The organism is Janthinobacterium aestuarii (genome assembly GCF_046113285.1).
GTDB lineage: Bacteria > Pseudomonadota > Gammaproteobacteria > Burkholderiales > Burkholderiaceae_D > Janthinobacterium.
In genome coordinates, this window is sequence record NZ_CP142524.1 from 293,886 (window position 1) to 313,070 (window position 19,185).

The 19,185-nt window shown below is 63.9% G+C and carries 17 protein-coding genes; 8 read left to right on the forward strand and 9 right to left on the reverse strand.

Features of this window, described 5'->3' with window-relative positions:
- Positions 1-186 precede the first annotated feature (186 nt).
- On the forward strand, positions 187-891 hold the full coding sequence (locus tag OX462_RS01280) for a glutathione binding-like protein (protein WP_070224786.1): 705 nt from the start codon (positions 187-189) through the stop codon (positions 889-891).
- Here the strand turns inward: OX462_RS01280 and uraH are convergent.
- Positions 888-1,295: a hydroxyisourate hydrolase gene (uraH, locus tag OX462_RS01285; protein WP_409027597.1), complete on the reverse strand. Its 408-nt coding sequence runs from the start codon at positions 1,293-1,295 to the stop codon at positions 888-890. The two genes, OX462_RS01280 and uraH, sit on opposite strands and share 4 nt — an antisense overlap.
- A gap of 11 nt (positions 1,296-1,306) precedes the next feature.
- A complete protein-coding gene (locus OX462_RS01290) occupies positions 1,307-1,801 on the reverse strand; it encodes a GlcG/HbpS family heme-binding protein (RefSeq protein ID WP_070224784.1) in 495 nt (164 codons plus the stop codon).
- 138 nt (positions 1,802-1,939) lie between these two features.
- Between OX462_RS01290 and OX462_RS01295 the strand changes: the two genes are divergently transcribed.
- Both OX462_RS01295 and OX462_RS01300 read left to right on the forward strand, forming a co-directional pair.
- Positions 1,940-2,650: a heavy metal response regulator transcription factor gene (locus OX462_RS01295; RefSeq protein WP_070224783.1), complete on the forward strand. Its 711-nt coding sequence runs from the start codon at positions 1,940-1,942 to the stop codon at positions 2,648-2,650.
- Positions 2,647-4,047, forward strand: a complete 1,401-nt coding sequence (locus OX462_RS01300) for a heavy metal sensor histidine kinase (protein ID WP_409027598.1) — start codon at positions 2,647-2,649, stop codon at positions 4,045-4,047. Before OX462_RS01295 ends, OX462_RS01300 begins: the two co-directional genes overlap by 4 nt.
- A gap of 271 nt (positions 4,048-4,318) precedes the next feature.
- Here OX462_RS01300 and OX462_RS01305 read toward each other — a convergent pair whose 3' ends face one another.
- Positions 4,319-5,278, reverse strand: a complete 960-nt coding sequence (locus tag OX462_RS01305; RefSeq protein WP_121668350.1) for an IS110 family RNA-guided transposase — start codon at positions 5,276-5,278, stop codon at positions 4,319-4,321.
- A gap of 336 nt (positions 5,279-5,614) precedes the next feature.
- On the reverse strand, positions 5,615-8,839 hold the full coding sequence (locus OX462_RS01310) for a DEAD/DEAH box helicase (RefSeq protein WP_409027599.1): 3,225 nt from the start codon (positions 8,837-8,839) through the stop codon (positions 5,615-5,617).
- On the opposite strand from OX462_RS01310, the gene OX462_RS01315 reads away from it, so the two are divergent.
- Positions 8,807-9,157 (forward strand): hypothetical protein, encoded by a 351-nt coding sequence (locus tag OX462_RS01315; protein ID WP_240453476.1) that lies wholly within the window; start codon positions 8,807-8,809, stop codon positions 9,155-9,157. The genes OX462_RS01310 and OX462_RS01315 overlap by 33 nt on opposite strands.
- Here OX462_RS01315 and OX462_RS01320 read toward each other — a convergent pair.
- The gene (locus tag OX462_RS01320; protein WP_409027600.1) at positions 9,154-10,866 is read right to left on the reverse strand and encodes a methyl-accepting chemotaxis protein; all 1,713 of its coding nucleotides are present in this window, start codon (positions 10,864-10,866) and stop codon (positions 9,154-9,156) included. The two genes, OX462_RS01315 and OX462_RS01320, sit on opposite strands and share 4 nt — an antisense overlap.
- A gap of 207 nt (positions 10,867-11,073) precedes the next feature.
- Positions 11,074-11,964 carry a LysR family transcriptional regulator gene (locus OX462_RS01325; protein WP_121670671.1) on the reverse strand — a complete coding sequence of 297 codons (891 nt, stop codon included), beginning with the start codon at positions 11,962-11,964 and terminating at the stop codon, positions 11,074-11,076.
- Positions 11,965-12,077: 113 nt separating this feature from the next.
- On the opposite strand from OX462_RS01325, the gene OX462_RS01330 reads away from it, so the two are divergent.
- Both OX462_RS01330 and OX462_RS01335 read left to right on the forward strand, forming a co-directional pair.
- Positions 12,078-13,259 carry a serine hydrolase domain-containing protein gene (locus OX462_RS01330; protein WP_205602306.1) on the forward strand — a complete coding sequence of 394 codons (1,182 nt, stop codon included), beginning with the start codon at positions 12,078-12,080 and terminating at the stop codon, positions 13,257-13,259.
- Entirely contained in the window at positions 13,256-14,446 is a 1,191-nt protein-coding gene (locus OX462_RS01335; RefSeq protein ID WP_409027601.1) for an MFS transporter, read from the forward strand. Before OX462_RS01330 ends, OX462_RS01335 begins: the two co-directional genes overlap by 4 nt.
- On the opposite strand, the gene OX462_RS01340 is transcribed toward OX462_RS01335, so the two are convergent.
- From OX462_RS01340 to OX462_RS01350, 3 genes are all read right to left on the reverse strand, one after another.
- Complete coding sequence (locus OX462_RS01340) at positions 14,411-14,956, reverse strand: DinB family protein (RefSeq protein ID WP_070310250.1); 546 nt, start codon at positions 14,954-14,956, stop codon at positions 14,411-14,413. The genes OX462_RS01335 and OX462_RS01340 overlap by 36 nt on opposite strands.
- 31 nt (positions 14,957-14,987) lie before the next feature.
- Positions 14,988-15,587, reverse strand: a complete 600-nt coding sequence (locus tag OX462_RS01345; protein WP_070224777.1) for a MarC family protein — start codon at positions 15,585-15,587, stop codon at positions 14,988-14,990.
- 116 nt (positions 15,588-15,703) lie between these two features.
- The gene (locus OX462_RS01350; RefSeq protein WP_409027602.1) at positions 15,704-16,492 is read right to left on the reverse strand and encodes an AraC family transcriptional regulator; all 789 of its coding nucleotides are present in this window, start codon (positions 16,490-16,492) and stop codon (positions 15,704-15,706) included.
- Between the two features lie 102 nt (positions 16,493-16,594).
- On the opposite strand from OX462_RS01350, the gene OX462_RS01355 reads away from it, so the two are divergent.
- Positions 16,595-17,509 (forward strand): DMT family transporter, encoded by a 915-nt coding sequence (locus OX462_RS01355; protein WP_409027603.1) that lies wholly within the window; start codon positions 16,595-16,597, stop codon positions 17,507-17,509.
- Between the two features lie 39 nt (positions 17,510-17,548).
- Entirely contained in the window at positions 17,549-19,171 is a 1,623-nt protein-coding gene (locus OX462_RS01360; protein ID WP_409027604.1) for a toxin-antitoxin system YwqK family antitoxin, read from the forward strand.
- Positions 19,172-19,185: the final 14 nt, after the last annotated feature.

Consider the following 19,185-nt stretch of genomic DNA (forward strand, 5'->3'; position numbering starts at 1 on the left):
CGGCTTTCTTTGTTTGTGCTCTGGAATGTCGGGATGCCTGCGTGACGGTGCCAGTGGGTGCTTGCCCTGCCTGGACGCCGTCTTGTTTTTCGCTTACGTGGCATTATATCCATGCATATCAGTTGCGGCGCGACAATAGTTCTGCCAAGTGCGCCTGCCCCTACTTATCTACCTGGAAAGACCACGATGATCGACCTGTATTATTGGACCACGCCCAACGGGCACAAAGTGACGATGTTCCTGGAAGAAGCGGGCATCCCCTACAACATCATTCCCGTGCATATCGGCAAGGGCGAGCAGTTCAAGCCCGAGTTTCTCGCCATCGCGCCGAACAACCGCATCCCCGCCATCGTCGACCAGGCGCCGGCGGATGGCGGTGAACCGCTATCCCTGTTCGAATCGGGAGCGATTTTGCAATACCTGGCCGAGAAAAGCGGGCAATTCCTGCCGGCCGACGTGCGGGGACGTGCCGAGGTCATGCAATGGCTGTTCTGGCAAATGGGCGGCCTTGGCCCCATGGCCGGGCAAAACCACCATTTCGTGCAATATGCGCCCGAACCGATCGACTACGCCATCACGCGCTACGTCAATGAAACGAACCGGCTATACGGCGTGCTGAACAAGCGCCTGGCGGACCGCGCATTCGTGGCCGGCGACACGTATTCCATCGCCGACATGGCGATCTACCCGTGGATCGTGCCGCACGCACGCCAGCGCCAGAAGCTGGAAGACTTCCCGCACCTGGCGCGCTGGTTCGCGGCCATCGCCGCCCGTCCCGCCACCGTGCGCGCGTATGCGCGGGCAGCCGAAATCAATGTGCAGCCCACCGTCAGCGGCGACGCGAAAAGCGTGCTGTTCGGGCAGACGGCGAAGACTATCGGCCAGGTTTAATTTCCGCGGTAGGTGGAAAAGCCGAAAGGGCTGAGCAGCAAGGGAATGTGATAGTGCTGGTCGGTCTTTTCCACGTGGAATTGCACGGGGATTTCCGGGAAGAAGGTTTCCTGTTTCAGCCGCGCATAGTGTTCGCCCGTCTTGAACACGATGCGGTAGTCGCCCGCCTGCATGGGTTGATTTTCCGGATACATGGCCGCGATGCGTCCTTGCGCGTTCGTCACGGCGCTGCCCAATTGTTGCCAGGCATCCCCTTTTTTCTGCTCCAGCGTGACCGTCACGCCCGCGGTCGGCTGGCCGCTCTGCAGGTCGAGAATGTGCACGCTCAAGGGATTGGCGGCCAGCGCCATGCTGGACAGGCTGGCGAAGGCCAGGGCGGCGGTGATTTTTTTCAGATAGGTCATCGTCGTTGCTTTCACAGGGTGGGGGAATCGAGTTCAGGAATGGCGGCCAGGGCGGCATGGGCGCAGGCCCGGTCTTGCAGGGCGCCACCGCCACCGGCGACGCCGATGGCGCCGACGACTTCGCCCTTGGCGCGCAAGGGCAGGCCGCCGCCCAGCAGCAACAGTTCCGGCACGGTCGTCAAATTGGCCATGTCGGGATTGCCGCGCGCGGCCACGGCCAGCGCCTGGGTATCGTTTTTCGTCGACAGGGCCGTGTAGGCCTTGCGCCGGCTGGCGTCCGTGTTGTGCGGCCCGACGCCATCGGCGCGCTGCACGGTCACGACATTGCCGCCACGGTCGAGTACGCTGACGACAATATGCCGGCCTTGCGCCTGGCACGCGGCGATGGCCGCATTCGCCAGCTTGTTGGCCATTGCCAGAGAAAGATCATCGACCTGGCGCAGCTGGGCGTGGGCGGGGCTGGCCAGCAGGTACAGCAGGGTACTGCCGAGTAACAGGGTTTTCATGTGGCTGTCCGTTGATAAGGTGGCGCCAGTATGGTCAGTGTTGCCCTACGAGAAGATGATCGCCGCATGACATTTTTATCATCCGCGGCGGTCCGTGCGCGGCGTAGAATGGTTTTATATTCTCCTTAGAAAGCGGCCATGCGTATCCTGGTAATCGAAGACGAACCGAAGACGGGCGACTATCTGCTGCGCGGGCTGGCCGAGTCCGGCTTCACGGTGAGCCTGGCGCGCAATGGCCGCGATGGCTTGCACATGGCAAGTACGGAGTCACCCGATCTCATCGTGCTCGACGTGATGCTGCCCATCATGGACGGCTGGCAAGTCTTGCGCGCGCTGCGCCTGCAAGAGGGTGGCGCGGACGTGCCCGTGATTTTTCTCACGGCGCGCGACGAAGTGCAGGACCGCGTGAAAGGGCTGGAGCTGGGCGCCGACGATTATCTGGTGAAACCGTTCGCCTTTGCCGAACTGGTGGCGCGCATCCGCACCCTGCTGCGGCGCGGGCCGCCCCGTGAAGACGACGTCATTCGCATCGGCGACATGGAAATCGACGTGATGAAACGCAAGGTCAGCCGGCAAGGCCAGCGCATCGCCCTGACGGCCAAGGAATTCGGCTTGCTGCATTTATTGGCGCGGCGCCAGGGCGAGGTGCTGTCGCGTTCCATCATCGCCTCGCAAGTGTGGGACATCAATTTCGAGAGCGACACCAATGTCATCGACGCGGCCATCCGACGCCTGCGCAGCAAGCTCGACGATCCGTTCGAACCCAAGCTGATCCACACCTTGCGGGGCATGGGCTATGTCTGTGAATTGCGCGCGCCCACGGTGCCTGACAATGGCGCCGCCGCATGAAGCTGGCAGAACTGCGGCGCTCGCTGACCCTGCGCGTGACGCTCGTCTTCGTGCTGATCGTGGCGCTCGTGTCGGCCGGGCTGGGCATGCATCTGTACCGTTCCTTTGTGGCGGAAATCGAGCGCCGCGATGACATCTTATTGCTGGGAAAACTGCGGCAGATTCAGCAATTACTCGGCAATGCGGGCACCCTCGATATCATCCGCGAGCGGCCCCAGTATTTCCGCGACACCATGAGCGGACAAGAGAATTCCCTGGTGCGCATCGTGCGCGCCGATGGCACGCGTTTGATCGATGTCAATCCGAACAGCGAGAACGTCGCGCATGCTGTTCCCGTGGCCGTCGATGCGCCCGTGACGGCCAGCGACATCGTCAGCTGGACCAGCCGCGACGGCTATCCGGCCCGGGTCGTGGCGGCCAGCGCCCGCATCGGCGATCCGGCGCAGATGGCCGATATTGCCGTCGCCCGGGTCTACGGCGACCGCACGGCCATGTTCGCCGCCTACCGCTGGCAGATCGTCGTCTCCGTGGCCGTCAGCGCACTGGTGGCGGCGATTCTGGCCAGCGTGATGCTGCTGCGGGGATTGCGGCCGCTGCGCAATATCGCCGCCCATGCGGCCCTCGTGCGGCCGGGCAAGCTAGGGCAGCAGCTCGAGGCGCGCGATGCGCCGACGGAACTGCTGCCCCTGATCCAGGCCTTGAACGCCATGCTGGCGCGCCTGCAGGAAGGCTATGCGCGGCTGTCGCAGTTTTCCGCCGATCTGGCGCATGAATTTCGCACGCCCGTCACTAATCTGCTGGGACAAAGCCAGGTCATGCTGGCCCGCCCGCGCAGCGCGCACGAATATGAACAGCTGGTGTCGTCGAATGTGGAAGAGCTGGAACGGCTGTCGCGCATGATCGACAGCATGCTGTTTCTGGCGCGCGCGCAGCAGGATGAAATGGTGCTCGTCAAGCAAGTCTTGCCCGTGCAGGACGAGTTCTTGCGCCTTGCCGATTTCTTTGAAGGCCTGGCCGAAGAGCGCGAGCTGGCGCTGGCCTGCCACGGCAGCGGCACGGTGACGGCCGAGCCGCAACTGCTGCGCCGCGCGCTCGGCAATTTGCTGTCGAACGCCATCCGCCATGCGGCGCCGGGCAGCACGATTTTAATGCGTTCGCACGCGACCAACGAGGGCGTGGAACTGAGCGTGAGCAACCTCGGCCCCGCCATCCCCGCGCGTCATTTGCCCCACCTGTTCGAGCGCTTCTACCGCGCCGACCCGGCCCGCAGCGACTCGGCCGCCTCCACAGGATTAGGGCTGGCCATCGTCACGGCCATCATGCAGTTGCATGGCGGCAGCGCGACGGTCGCATCCGACGCTGCCGCCACGACATTTACCTTGGTTTTCCCGGCGTAATATTGATGGTGGTGGTGTCGGATTACGCGCTTGCGCGCTAATCCGACCTACATCTTGGTTTTCACGGTGCAGGAAAGTAGGTCGGATTAGCGGGGCGTAGCCGCGCGTAATCCGACAATAGCGATTCGGCCGCTTCCGCAGGCCTGGGCATGGCCTGCGTCACGGCCATCGTGCAGTTATACGGCGGCAGCGCGAGTGTGGCGTCCGACGCGGCCGCCACGACGTTTACCTTGGTCTTCCCGGCGCAGCAACGTAGATACTGTTATCCCCGTCAAGCGGCGTGCAAGGCCGGATCAAATATTTTTCCCGACCTGAGCACGCCGAATGCCACGTGCACCAGCTTGCGCATCATGGCGCCGATGATCAGCTTGGGCGCTTTGCCGGCGTCACGCAGGCGCTGACCGAAGCGCTTGCCCCAAGGCGTCTTATGGACTGCCACCATGGCCGGCATGTACAGTGCCTTGCGCAGGAAACTGTGGCCGACCTTCGACATGCGTGGCTTGCCACGCACGCTGGAACCCGACTCGTGCTGGCGCGGATCGAGGCCCGCAAACGCCACCGCCTGCTTGGCGCTGTCGAAGCGCTCAGGATTGGCGTAGTAGGACAGCAGCACGGGAATCGTGCGCTCGCCCAGGCCAGGGATGCTATCGAGCAATTCGCGCTTGCCGCGTAAATCCGGGTCGTCATCGATATGACGGCGGATCGCCAGGATCAGCGCCTTGATCTCGGCGTCGAGCCAGGCAATATGATCCTCGATACCCTGGCGTACCGCCGCGCGCGCCACTTCAAGCCGGTTGCTTTCCTGCTGGCGCATCGCTTGCAAGGCATCGAGGCGCAGCACCAGCGCGCGCAGCGATTGCTCGGCCGGCGATGGCGCCTGCCAGGGCTCTGGCTGGCGTTCATGGGCGAAGTCGGCGATCAGCTGTGCGTCGACCTTGTCGGTCTTGGTGCGCACCAGGCGCGAAGCGCTGAAGGCCTTGATCTGGGCCGGATTGATGACACTGACCACCATGCCAAGTCCAGCGAGATATTCGGCAACCCCTTCCCAATACGTGCCCGTCGCTTCCATGCACACCCTGGGGCTGCCGGCAGCATGCTTCAGCAGCCATGCGTGGAGCGCGGTGAATCCTTGGTGGTTGTTCTCGACAACCTTGTTACGATGCTTGCCGTTGGGCAGGCGCAGCGCGCAGTCGAGCTTGGCCTTGGCAACGTCGATTCCTAAATTAAACATGCTGTGGTCCTCTTGCGATCTACCTTGCAAATGCGGGCTAACCGGCATGCCGGTGCCAAAGATACTGTCCGATCTTGACATGGAGGATGGGTAACTGGTGCGAGATCTACGGAGCTGGCTCGGGGCCTAAGGGCGGATACGGCATCCAGTTACCCGGTCTTGATATGCCTACCAAGATTTTGACAGCGGTCGATACCGTTCGCAATACCACGAACGGCATGAGGGGAATAATACAAGGTCGGATTAGCGGGGCGTAGCCGCGCGTAATCCGACAAGAGCGGCCAACAATGTTGTCGGATTACGCGCTGGGGCGCTAATCCGACCTACGCCTGCCAATCAGCCCATTTCCACCAAAAACTCATGCATGCCCGTATGCGGCAATTGCGCGCACGCCGGTGCAAAATGCGGCAACTGGCCCCACAGCAGCGGGTTGCCGACGATGTACACATAATGCTGCGCGCGCGTCAGGGCCACGTTGAGCAAATTCGGCGTGGCCGCCGCCCATTGCGCGGCGCCGGTCGTGCTGTCGTCGGCGCCGAGGACCAGCATGACCACGCTTTGTTCCTTGCCCTGGAAGGTATGCACGGTGCCGACCATCTGACTGCTCCACTGGCGCAGTTCGCGCGCCGTCGGCGCCTTGCCGTAGCCGAGGCGGCGGTCCCAGTCCATGTCGACGATGCGCGAACGCAATTCGTTGCGCACGGCCTTGAACGGCGTAATCACATACATGTCGGGCAGCTTGCCATCGCGGCGATATAGTTTCAACAGCACTTCCAGCACGAAATCGAGCTGCACCGGCACCACCTGCTTGTAGCTGACGGCGCCGACGGCGTCGATCCAGCGGCTCGGTCCCCGCGTCAGGCCCCGCGCGCCGGCCGGCGGCGTGCGTTCAGCCAGCCCATACACCATCTTGTCTTCGTAGGCGATGCTGTTGGCCAGCGAAAACATCGGTTCGACGCAGCGGCGGTGCACGCGCAGGGGGCTGCCTATCCACAGGGGCTGCGCGCTGCCGGTGCCGACCGTTGCGCCATAGCGGTTGGCCTTGTCGGCCAGGGTCTGCACGGAAACGGAAGTCGGCGCGTAGCTGCCGTCCTGCGTATGCGGCGACAGGGCGGACAGGGTCTGCACGAGACGGCCCGGCACCGTGAACACGGGTTCGATCTGCAGCGGGTCGCCCACGACGACGGCGCGCTTGGCGCGCCACAGGCTGCCCAGCGCCGCTTGCGGCACGGCCTGGCCCGCTTCATCGATGAACAGCCAGCCCAGCGATTCCGGGCCCATGCCCTGGAACTGGCGCGCGAACGAGGCAAACGTGGTCGACACGACAGGCACCACCATGAACAGGCTGTGCCAGACCATGGCGACGTGCGACTGGTCATACGCGCGCTTGTTTTTCAGCAATTTCGACACGGCCAGCAAGTTGCCGCCAAAGCCGGGTCCGCCCTTCTTCGCCACTTCCGCCAGCCACGCTTCGTGCAGGGCCAGGGCCTTGGCGAACAGGCGCGAGCGCAGGCGCGCCAGCGCCGGTTCATGCCACAGGCCGCCTATCTGCAACGCGTCGCCGTCCAGCTCGTCCAGGCTGGCCGGCGCGCTGATGGTGGGGAAACGCATGCGTGCGCGGCGCAGCAATTCCGTGCTGTCATCCCATTCGCGCTGGCGGGATTGCGCCGTGCGCAGGGCAATGTGCAGGCTGTTGCGGGCCCGCTCGCAGCGCGGCTCCAGCTCGCCCTTGAGCAGCAGCTTGATGGCGGACACGTCGCGCGCGGCCTGGCGCTGCGCTTCGGCGTTGGCCACGACGGCGTCCTTGTAGGCGCGCGCTGGGGCCGTGCGGAACAGGCGGGCAAAAAAGCCCGGTTGCGTCAGCGCCACCAGGCGCTCTTCTTCCAGCAATTCCTTCTTGCTGGCGAGCAGGGTGTCCTGCTGTGCCAGCGCGCCGGACAGGGCGTCATTCGCTGCATCCATCTCTTGCTCAGCTTCAATCAACGCCTGCTGGCTGGCCTGGATAAAATCGGCTTCCGTGCACGTGCCCACGGCTTGCCACAGGGCCGCGTATTGGGCGTGCTCGGCCAAGGCCTTTTCCACCACGTGTTCCGTTTCGCGGAACTCGCGCGCCGCCTGGGCGAAGCTCACGCCCTGGTAGCTGGTCAGCCATTGGCGGATATTCTGTGCATTCGGCGTCTTGCGCGCCGTGCTCTTGTCCCAGTCGTCGTCATAAAAATTGCTGACGAAGCGGCGGCGGTTGGCGCTATTGCCCAGCGCGCAGGACATCAAGCCCCATGGCGCTTCCGTCTCGTCCAGGGCGCGGTTGGTGCCATTGCCGTCGGCCACCACGCGGCGCGCCACGCTTTCAAAGTAACGCGTGCGCGCCCATTCCTTGCCCAGCTGTTTCGGTTTTGGGAGGTCGCCGGAAATATTTTCCACCGCCGCATTGTTCGACGAGGCGACGACCATTTCAAAGCCCGTCAATTCCGGGCGCAAGCGGGCGATGGTGATCGGGTCGCGCACGCCTTCGAAGGACACGGCCACCTTGCCGATGAAGGCGTCGCCGGCGCGGTCCAGACAGGACAGCACGCTGGCGCGGCGCACGATGTTGTCGGCAAACAATTCGCGCAATAACGTCGTCTTGCCCGTGCCGGGCGGGCCGTTGACGGAAAAGATGCCGCGTTCGCTCAAGCCCGTGCGCGCGCCATGGATGGCGAACTGCTGCATCAGGCTCATGGCGTAGCTGGCGTCTTCCAGCCAGTGTCCCCGGTTCATGTTCGCGGGATTGAGCATGGCGGCCAGTGCCTGGCGTCCGGCCGGGCTGTACAGGTCGATGCGCTCGTCCTGCGCCAGCGGCGTCAGGTAGGCGGCCACCGTCGCCGGCAACTTGCCCCCACGCAAGGCGCGGATGATCTGTTCCAGGTCATCGAGGTAAAAACTGTTGAGGATATCGATCGATGGCTCCACCGCGTCGCCAAAGTCCAGGCTGCGGTTCTGGCTGGCCTCAACCAGGTCGCCTTCCGTCACGGCCGCGCGTTTCTTGCGCGTGCGCAATTCCAGCACGGCCAGCGGCTGGCCGGCGGACGGGTGGAAGCCGGCCCAGTCGCGCAGCAGGTCGGCCAGGGCCGCGATTTCCATGCCGGACAGGGGCGCCGAGACATTGCCTGCCTCGTCCGTCACTGGCTGCGGGGCGCGGGCGGCGGCAAAGTTGCGCAGGCTGTCCTGCAGCACCAGCTGGCTGTCGCTGAAGGCGTCCAGGCTCAGGCCCGACCAGTCTGGCGTGCGGGCGCGGCCCAGGGCCCACGGCAAGGTCGACACGGAGACGGGATCGAACTGCGGCTCGCCCAGCGCATTGAGGTTAATGCGGGCAAAGCACGAGCGTCCCAGCAGCTCTGTTTTTTCTGTCTCGGCAATGTTTTCCGGGCCGTTGGCCGGCGGGCAAGCCTTGTTGATTTCGGCCTTGTCGAACACGCCGAGGAACAGTGAAAAGCCGTCGATCTCGCGGTCGGAAGGGACTGGCCACTGCGTGGCGAACTGCGGCGGCATTTGCGCCAGCTGTTCGCGGTGGAGGAGACGCACGGTGGATTGGTCTTCAACGTCCGTGATTTGATTCAGGTCAAACGGGATAAAGAATTCGATCTTGTGCCAATACTCCAGGATAGCCAGGAGGCGCTGCTGTTCTGCCTGATTCATGATGACCAATATTTTGTAAAGCGAGCGAGGATTGTAAAGCGTATGCGTGCTGCACGTTTTGCACTTTTGTCTATTGCGCGGGCTTTGCCGCAAAAAAAGTGGTATTGGCGGACGAAAAAAAGCCAGGCAGCAACTTCCTGCCTGGCTTTCCCCGTTGCGATGTTGCCGGGTGTTAAAACTCTGGTATTAACACGGGTGTTTTAAAACTCTTCCCATTCGCTTTCGGCGGCGGCATTGCTGCGGCGCGCCGGCGCGGCCGCGACGGCCTGGCGTACGGGTGCGGGCTTGGCTGCGGGGCGCGCGATGGCGGGCGCAGCCGCTGCCGGCGTGGCGCGCACAGGCGTCAGCTTGCTGACGCTGGCAACATGGTTGCCGGTTTTAAAGAAGCCCACCACGTGCGCCAGTTCGCCCGCCTGTTCCTGCATGCTTTGCGAGGCGGCCGCCGCTTCTTCCACCAGGGCCGCGTTTTGCTGCGTCACTTCATCCATCTGGGCAATGGCCATGTTGATCTGTTCGATGCCGATGGTCTGCTCGTGCGTGGCGGAGGTGATTTCGCCCATGATGTCGGTCACGCGCACGATGCTGTCGACGATGTCGCCCATGGTCTGGCCCGCTTCATTGACGAGGCGCGAACCCGTGTCCACGTTGGCGACCGAAGCGGCGATCAGTTCCTTGATCTCCTTGGCGGCCGAGGCCGAACGGTGCGCCAGATTGCGTACCTCGGTGGCGACGACGGCGAAGCCACGGCCCTGTTCACCCGCGCGCGCCGCTTCCACTGCCGCGTTCAAGGCCAGGATGTTGGTCTGGAAGGCGATGCCGTCGATGACGCCGATGATGTCGACGATTTTCTTCGACGAGTCATTGATCGTGCCCATGGTGTCGACCACTTGCGCGACGATGCTGCCGCCGCGCACGGCCACTTCCGACGCGCTTTTCGCCAACTGGTTCGCCTGGCGCGCATTGTCCGCGTTCTGTTTCACGGTCGAGGTCAGCTCTTCCATGGCCGACGCCGTTTCTTCCAGCGAACTGGCTTGCTCTTCCGTGCGTGACGACAGGTCGAGGTTGCCTGCGGCAATTTCGCTCGACGCCGTGGAAATCGCATCCGTACCGTTGCGCACTTGCGCCACCACGCTCAGCAAGCTCGTGTTCATGGCTTTCAGGGCTCCCAGCAGGCGGCCCGTTTCATCGCTGGAATTGACGACGATGTGCGACGACAAGTCGCCCGAGGCCACGGTTTCGGCCACGGCCACGGCCGCATTGATGGGCTGGGTGATCGAGCGCGTGATGATCCAGGCAACAAAAGCGCCCAGCAGCACGGCCACGCTGCCCAAGGTAATCATGGAAGCGCGCGCACTGTTGCTCAGCGTTTCGGCGTCCGTTGCCGCCTGGGCCGCCTGCTCGCCTTCATACGCGACCAGGCTGTCGAGCGCGCCCAGCACGCGTTTCAGGCTCGGCGCCGCCTGCTGCGTCAAAAAGGCGATCGCTTCATCCGTCTGGCCCGCATTGCGCAGCTCGATGACCTTGTTGTTCAGCGGCGCGCCCGATTTCAGGGCCGCGTCCAGTTCAGCCATCAGCGCCGTTTCCTTGTCTGTCGAAATTTTCTTTTGCAGGGTTTCCTTGGCGGCGCCGTATTTCTTGCGTGCTTCGCCGATCTTGGCCAGTTCCGCCTGCACCAGCGCTTCCGTCGGCGCCACCACAATGCTGGTGATCGCCAGGGTAATGTTGCGCACGTTGTCGCTCATGGTATTGGCGGCCGCCATCTTGACGTTCTTATCGGCCACGATGTCGTGCGTGCGTGCGCTCAGTTGCCCCATGGAGTACAGGCCGACGAGCAAGACGGCCACCAGCAGACCGAGAACGACAGCAAATCCGATCCCGAGCCGGGTGCCGATTTTGAATTGTGTAAGTGACATGATTGCTTTCGTATTGCGGAAGTGAGGGAAAACGTCGACAGGCCAAGGCTACGGGTTTATACGTAAGGGCAGCCAGCCTGTAATTGTTCCTCAAAATTCCGCACTGCAATACAAAAACTTGTATCAAGTCCGCGAAAAGTTTAAAAAATGGTAGCAAATTAAATAAGTTGTCGTGTGGAAACAACGAGCGCGGCGCCGGGTGCGGGCTTAGTTTTCCGGAAACACGTGCATGGCGAGGAAGTCGATGAAGGCGCGCAGTTTCGGCGTCAGGTGGCGGCTGCTGGGCCACAGGATGCGAAAGGCGCCATCGTGCCGGCGGTGCGCGTCCAGCACCGGCTGCAAGCGGCCCGCCGTCAGCGCCGCGCGCGCGGCAAAGTCGGGCAGGGCGGCGATGCCCAGGCCGCTTTCGGCAAAGTGCAGCAGGGTGTCGACATTGTTGCAGTTGAGCACAGTCGGCAAGCCGGCCGCGTGCAGGGCATGCCACTCGGGCAAGGGCCACGCCTCGACCTTGCCGCTGCTGGGAAACTTGTACAGCAAACAAGTGTGGCGGGCCAGGTCGGCCGGCAGCGCGGGCGTGCCGTTGCGCGCCAGATAGGCTGGCGAGGCCACCAGTTGCAGCTGGAACTGGCCCAGCTGGCGGCTCATCAAACGGCTGTCGGCGCTTTCTCCCGCGCGCACGACGGCGTCATATCCCTCTTCGATGACGTCGACCCGGCGGTCGCTGAAATCGAGGTCGAGTTCCACCTGCGGATAGGCACGCGCAAAGGCCGCCAGCACGGGATTGAGCAGGCTGCCCACCTGCGGCAGGCTGACGCGCAGCCGGCCTTGCGGCGCGCGCTTGCTGTTCGATAACTCCAGCTCGGCCGCTTCGATTTCGCCCAGGATGCGCCGGCAGCGCTCGAGAAACACGGTACCCTCGCTGGTCAGCGCAATGCTGCGCGTGCTGCGGTGAAACAGACGCACGCCGAGCCGCTCTTCCAGCCGCGCGATGCTCTTGCCCACGGCCGAGGCGGAAATGCCGAGCACCCGGCCCGCCGCGACAAAACTGCGCGTTTCCGCCGCCTGCACGAAGGCCGTGAATCCCGCCAGATTATCCATGGTTTTCCTTTTGATTGCGGATGTCAACGTCCGCACAGACAGAAACTATAGCCTGTTTTTCTTTGATCGCGTCTCGCTTACCTTGGCAGCCTGATCATTTGAAAGGCTGAGCCATGATGTACAACTTCTCTCCCGCGGCCTTGGCCGCCCGCATTGACCCCTTGCTTGATGCCGTGCTGCATCAGCAGCGCCTGGTGGGCGCCGTGGTGCTGGTGCGCCAGTGTGGCCAGGAAATCTATCGCCGCGCCGCCGGCCACCTGGACCGCGAAGCGGGCACGCCCATGGAGGAAGACGCCGTCTTCCGCCTGGCCTCGGTCAGCAAACCCATCGTCTCCACGGCCGCGCTGGCGCTGGTGGGGCAGAACCGCCTGGGCCTGGACGACCCGGTGGCGCGCTGGCTGCCGTATTTTGCGCCGCGCCAGCCGGACGGCGCCGTGGCGGCGATGACCGTGCGCCACTTGCTCACGCACACGGCCGGGCTCGACTACGGCTTTTTCCAGCCGCCGGGCGGGGCGTATGCACGGGCGGGCGTGTCGGACGGCATGGACGCGTCCCGCATTTCCCTGGAGGACAACCTGCGCCGCCTCGCTACCGTGCCGCTCGCGTCTGCACCGGGTGCGCGCTGGGCGTATTCGATCGCCACCGACGTGCTGGGCGCCGTGATCGAAGCGGTGACGGGTTTGCCGCTGGCGCAGGCCGTGGCACAGCTGGTGACGGCGCCGCTGGCCATGCACGACACGGGTTTTATGGCCACGGACGCGGCGCGCCTGGCCGTCGCGTATGCGGACCGCGCAGCGGAAGAAGCCCGGCCGCGCCGTTTGCTGGACGAGGGGGAAGACCATCTGCCGTTTCTCGAAGGCATGGCCGGCTTTACCTTGTCGCCAGCAAGGGCGCTCGACGCGCACGCGTATCCGTCCGGCGGCGCCGGCATGGTCGGCTCCGCCCCCGATTTCATGCGCCTGCTGGAAACCCTGCGACTGGGCGGCGCGCCGCTGCTGCCGCCAGCGCTGGCGCGCCAGATGGGAGCAAACCAGACGGGCGGTTTCGACTTGCCGTTCTGGCCGGGACGCGGCTTCGGCCTGGGGTTCACGGTCTTGACGGACCCGCTTGCCGCCGCCACGCCGGAGTCTGCGGGCACGTGGCGCATGGGCGGCACGTATGGCCACTCGTGGTTTGTCGACCCGGCGCAGGAACTGTCCGTGGTGGCGTTTACGAATACGGCATTGGAGGGCATGGCGGGACCGTTCGTCACGGAACTGTGCCAGGCAGTGTATGGCGCCAAGGAAATGCCATGACGCGCCCGCACCCCATCGTCTTCCTCGCGCTGGGTCTGTTCGGCGTGTATTGCATCGAGTTTGGCGTGGTCGGCATCTTGCCGATGATCATGCAGCGTTACGGGGTGACGGCCGCGCAGGCGGGTTCGCTGGTGAGCCTGTTCGCGCTGGTGATCGCCGTGGGCGGCCCCTTCCTCGTGCTGCTGGCCACGCGGTGGCGCCGCAAGAGCGTGCTGATCGTCTCGCTGCTCGTGTTTGCCCTGGCCAGCGTGGCCTCGGCGTATGCACCGCGCTTCGGGCTGCTGCTGGCGCTGCGCATCGTGCCGGCCCTGTTCCACCCCGTGTATTTCTCGCTGGCCATGGTGGCCGCCGCCGCCCTGTATCCGCCGCGCGATGCGGCGCGGGCCGGCGCGCATGCGTTCACTGGCACCAGCATGGGCATGGTGCTGGGCATCCCGCTGACCACCTGGATCGCTGCCCAATATGGCTATGAGGCATCGTTCCTCGCGTGCGCCCTCGTCAATGCGCTGGCCGCGCTGGGCTTATATGTGTTCTTGCCCGACACGCCGCGCGAGGCGCCGATGGCGTATGGCCGCCAGCTGGCCGTGCTGCGCAAACCTGCGCTGTGGTTCACCATCGCCGCCGCCGTGCTGGTGTTTGCCGCCATGTTTGCCGTGTATGCGTATGCGGCCGCGTATCTGCAGCAGGAGGCGGGCTTGTCGGCGCGCCAGACGGGGCTGGCGCTGGTGGTGTTTGGCGTGGGCGGCGTGGCGGGCAATCTGTTTGCGGGGCGCCAGCTGGGCATGCACGTGCTGCGCACGGTCTTGCTGCAGCCCGTGCTGCTGGGGCTGGCGTACTGGCTGTTGTACCGGCATGCGGGCACGGGCATCGGCTGGGCGGCGCTGGCCGTGTTGCTGCTGTTCTGGGGCGCCGCGCATACGAGCGGGCTGATCGTCACGCAAGTATGGCTCAGCAGCGAAGCGCGCGAGGCGCCCGCGTTCGCCATCGGCGTGTATATCGCCGCCATCAACCTGGGCGTGACGCTGGGCGCGCTGGCCGGCGGCATGGCCATCGAGTCCTATGGCATGCCGGGGGCGCTGGCCTGCGGCGCGCTGCTGGGCGGGCTGGCGCTGGCAGCGATTGCCGTGAAAGCGTGGCTGTACCGCCCGCCGTCAGTCGGCAAGATGGTTGGGGATGCGAAACAGTAAATCCGTGTCGCCGATGTCCACGCCCGCTTGCGACAGCAAGGTGCTGGCCTGACCCCGGTGATGCGTCTGGTGGTTAAAGAAATGCATGAGCAGGCTGAAAAACTCGCGCCGGTTAGGCCCCTTGCTGTTGCGGTAATCGAGCAAATGGTCGAGGTCTTCTTCGCGGATGGACGCGGCCCAGTCGATGATGACCTGGTCCAGCCATTGCCGGTGCGCGTGCATGGCGGCAAAATCGTCGGCCGCGAACAGCGGCTGCGTGAGCGACGCGGGCGGCGTGATGGCGCGGATGGGATCGAGCAGGGGGAAACCGGCCGGATGTTTCGCGTAGCGCTGCAGCCACAAGGTATCGCCCACCATCACGTGGTTCAGGGTGGCCAGCAGGGAGCCGAAAAAGGCGCCCCGCTCGCGCTGCAGTTCGCCGGGCGGCAGGCTGGCGGCCGCCGCATAGACCTTGGCATTCATCCACTGGTTGTAATCGGCCATCAGGCAAATGTGGGCGCAACGGCTCATGGTGATTCCTCCAGTGTATGAATGCTCTATGTTAAACGGACTTCAGGAACGCGCGTATGCCGGCCAGCAGCATTTCAATGGCCATCGCCGTCAGGATCAAGCCCATCAGGCGCTCGAACGCCGTCATGACCCTTGGACCGAGCGCCCGCTGCAAGCGTTCGGCGCACAGGAAGACGGCCAGCCAGACGACGGCCACGGCCGTCAAGCCCGCCACGTGGGCGATCACTTCATTGACTTCATGCGAGGAAAACAGCAGCACGGTGGCCAGGGCCGACGGGCCGGCCAGCGCGGGGATGGCCAGCGGCACGATGAACGGCTCGCCGCCCATCTCGTGGTCGCTATTGCCCGCGTTTGGCTGCGGAAACACCATGCGCATGGCGATCAGGAATAAAATCACGCCGCCGCCGATGCGCAGCGCCACTTCCGACAATTGCAAGGCGTTCAGGAAATGGCGGCCGAAGAACATAAACAGCAGCAAGATGCCGAAGGCGATCAGGCATTCACGCACCACGACTTTCCAGCGCCGCTCGATCGGTACCCGTTTCAGGGCGTTGACGAACAGGGAAACGTTGCCGAATGGATCGGTGACGAGCAAAAGCAGGATAAAAGTCTGGAAGAAATTCTGTGTCATGGTGGTGTGATTGAGGTCAACACCGCTGCCAGGATGGGCGCGGTGCGATAAGGCTTGCGATGATAACAAGCCCGGCGCTTATCGCCCATGATTATTGATGCATAGCAGCATTTTTTTTATGCCGCGATGACTTTTGCCTGGTAAAACGCGGTCGGCGTCGTGCCGAAATGCTTTTTGAACATGGCGGCAAATGCGCTTTGGCTCGTGTAGCCATTGTCCATGGCCACGTCGATGACCTTGCCGCCGCGCGCCAATTGCTCCAGCGCCCGCAGCAGCCGCGCCTGCTGGCGCCACTGGCCAAAGCGCAAGCCCGTCTGCTTCTGGAACAAGCGGTGCAGGCTGCGCTCGGTGATCGCCAGTTCTTGCGCCCAGTGCGCCACCGTCAGCTGTTCGCCCGGCTGTTCCATCAGCCGCGCGCAGATGCCGCGCAGGCGCGCGTCCGCAGGCAAGGGCAGATACAGGGGCAGCACAGGCAGGCTGCCCAGTTCGTGCAACAGCAATTGCAGCAGATGCCAGTCGCGGCTGCCTTCCGTAAAATCGGGCGCGATGTCGACGGCGGCCACGATCAGTTGCCGCAGCAGGGGGCTGATGTCGAGCACGCAACTGTGGCCAGGCAGCAATGGAGAATTGGCGCAGTTGACGAACACCGTGCGCATTTTCACGGTGCCGCTCATGCGCACCTGGTGCGCGATACCGGGTTGCAGCCACACGCCGCGCGTGGGCGGCACCACCCAGCGCCCGCCCTGCGCCTCGATGGTCATCACGCCCTCGATGGCGTACAGCAATTGCGCGTGCGTGTGGCGGTGTACGGAAATCACGTGGCCATGCGCATAGTCGACGGCCAGCGCCATGGCGCGCGCCGTGACGGGCAGCAATTCCTGAAAGGCGGGGGAGGTGCAATCCATAAAAAGAGCGTCAGTTTTGCGATAGGTATGGACATCTTAGCGCGAGAAGGCGCGGCGCGCCTGCGGCATGATGGTTCCCCGCAACTATTCCTGGAGCTACGCATGCCTGTGCGCGCCTATCTGTATCCTTTTCTGGCCATGCTGCTGTGGGCCGGCAACGTCGTCGTCTCGAAGCTGGCCGCGTCCAGCATCGCCCCCACGGCCATCACGTTTTATCGGCTGGTGCTGGTCTTGCTGGTGATGACGCCGTTTATCGCCCATCCCCTGTGGCGCAACCGCGCCGCTATCCGCCGCCAGTGGTGGCAGCTGGCCCTGTGCGGCCTGATGTCGATGGCGCTGTTCCAGAGCCTGTCCTACCGCGCCGCCGAATCGACGACGGCGACGAATATGGCCATCGTCACGGCGCTCGCGCCCCTGATGACGGCCCTGCTCAGCGTGCTGCTGCTGGGCGAGCGGTTGACGGTCGGCATGGCGGCCGGCGGCGTGCTGTCGTTTGGCGGCTTGCTGTACCTGGTGGGGCGCGGCGACGTGCTGGCCTTGCTGCAGCAGGGCGTGCATGCGGGCGATGCGCTGATGCTGCTGGCCTGCCTGAGCTTTGCCCTGTACGGCGTGCTGCTGCGCCGCTGGCGTCTGTCCATTCCCGCCTGGCAAGCTATTTATTGCCAGGCGCTGGCGGCCCTGGTGTGCATGCTGCCGCTGTTCCTGCTGCTGCCGCCTGGCAGCGCCCGGCTGGACGCCACCACCTTGCCCCTGATCGGCTATGCGGGCATCGGCTCATCCATCGTGCTGTCCTACCTGTGGATCGAGGGCGTCAAATTGCTGGGACCGAACCGCTGCAGCATCTACGTCAATCTGCTGCCCCTGCTGACGGCCTTGCTGGCCATCGTCTGGCTGCATGAAAGCATGCATCTCTATCACCTGGTCGGCGGCGGCATCTCGCTGCTGGGCGTGCTGCTGGCGCAGACGGTGCAGCGGCCGCTGTTTGGCCGGCGTCCTGGGGTGTCCGGTCTTGCCTGATGGCCATGCATAATGGCGGCTTTCGGCAGTGGAGTTGACATGCGGTACACATTTTGGATGAGCACGATGGCCATGGCGCTGGCCTGGGGTACCCTGGCGCCGGCCCAGGCCGCGCCGCGTTTTTATGAGGGTGCGCCCATGGCCTACGCCAGCGCCGTCGAGCGCCGCGACGGCGGCGTGGTGCTGGCTTTCCTGCGGGAAAATGGCGAGGTCAACGGTTACTATTGCCAGTGCAACGGCATCAGTGAAAAACGCATGAACCTGGACAAGTACGGCCAGGCCAGCATCGAGGCCGTGTTCCAGCTGGATCTCGACAGCGAGGGCGAAACCACGTTCGTGCTCAGCCGTAGTGGCGCGCGCAGTGACAAACCCTACGGCTTGCATGCCTACCGCTACGAGCGCAGCGGCGGCAAGATGTTCAAGGTGCCGGCCTTGCAGCCCGCGCTGGATGCCATCGTGCGCGGCGCAACAACCATGGACGAGGCGCAGGTGCGCGCCGCGCTGGCCTCCTTGCAGTTGATCGACTACAGCATCGCCTACGCGCCTACGGGCGTGGCCGGGTTCGACGCCATCGAGCATGCGCACGGCACCCTGGCCGGCTATTTCAATATCGATGGTGAATTATTGCCCGGCAAGCCGGCCGACGCCCCCGCGTTTGCCTATAAAAAGACGTACCAGGAAAAGGATGGCCATTATCTGACCGTCACGTATCTGCTGGGCAAGGGCTGGGAAGGGGGCTTCGCGCCCAGTTATCACATCAAATGGATCACCTGGGAAACACAGCCGCAACGCTTTGCCGGCAGCCAGGACGGGCCATTCATCGAGTACGACGTCAATTGTTGCGTGGGCAGCGTGTTTGCCCGCGGCCTGTATGCGCAGGGCAAGCGCACCGGCGTATGGCATTACGAAGAGCCCAATACCATTCGCTCGTCTGGCGCTTTTGTCGACGACAAGGCCGAGGGGCTGTGGACGTATGCAAGCGGCGACGAGACCACCACGGGCATGATGCAGCGGGGCCAGCGCACGGGGCGCTGGGAAGTGCGCCCGGGCGTGGCCGAATGGCGCGCAGCGGACATGCACAGCTACACCGGTTACGACCATTTCGTAAAAGACCGTCTGGACGGCCCCAGCGAGCGCCGCGCCGGTGGCGTGGTGCAATGGCAGGGTAGTTATGTGAATGGCAAGAAGCAGGGCCAGTGGGTGGAACCTGGCGGTGGCGGCGACTATGCCGATGACATCAAACAGGGGCCATGGAAGAAATCGACGCCGGACGGCGGCTGGCAAGTGTTGACCATGCTCAATGGCAAACCCGATGGCAAGCTGGAGCAGTATGCGGCCGATGGCCGGCTGGAACTGGTCGAACATTACCGCCTCGGTGTCCTCGATGGCACGATGGAAAGTTTTTATCCGGACGGCAAGCGGCGTTACCAGGGCACGTTTGCCGACGGCAAGCGCGATGGTGCGGAAACCCTGTTGTATCCCGATGGCGAACTGCCGCAATTTCACCGCAACTGGCACAAGGGCGTGCTGCATGGCGTCAATATCGAGAATTTCCAGAACGGAAAGCCGAAGCAGATCGGCGCCTACAACATGGGCAAGAAAACGGGCCGGTTTCAGTATTTTCGCGACGATGGCCAGCTCATCGAAGAAACCATGTATTAACTAGATGGCTAGCA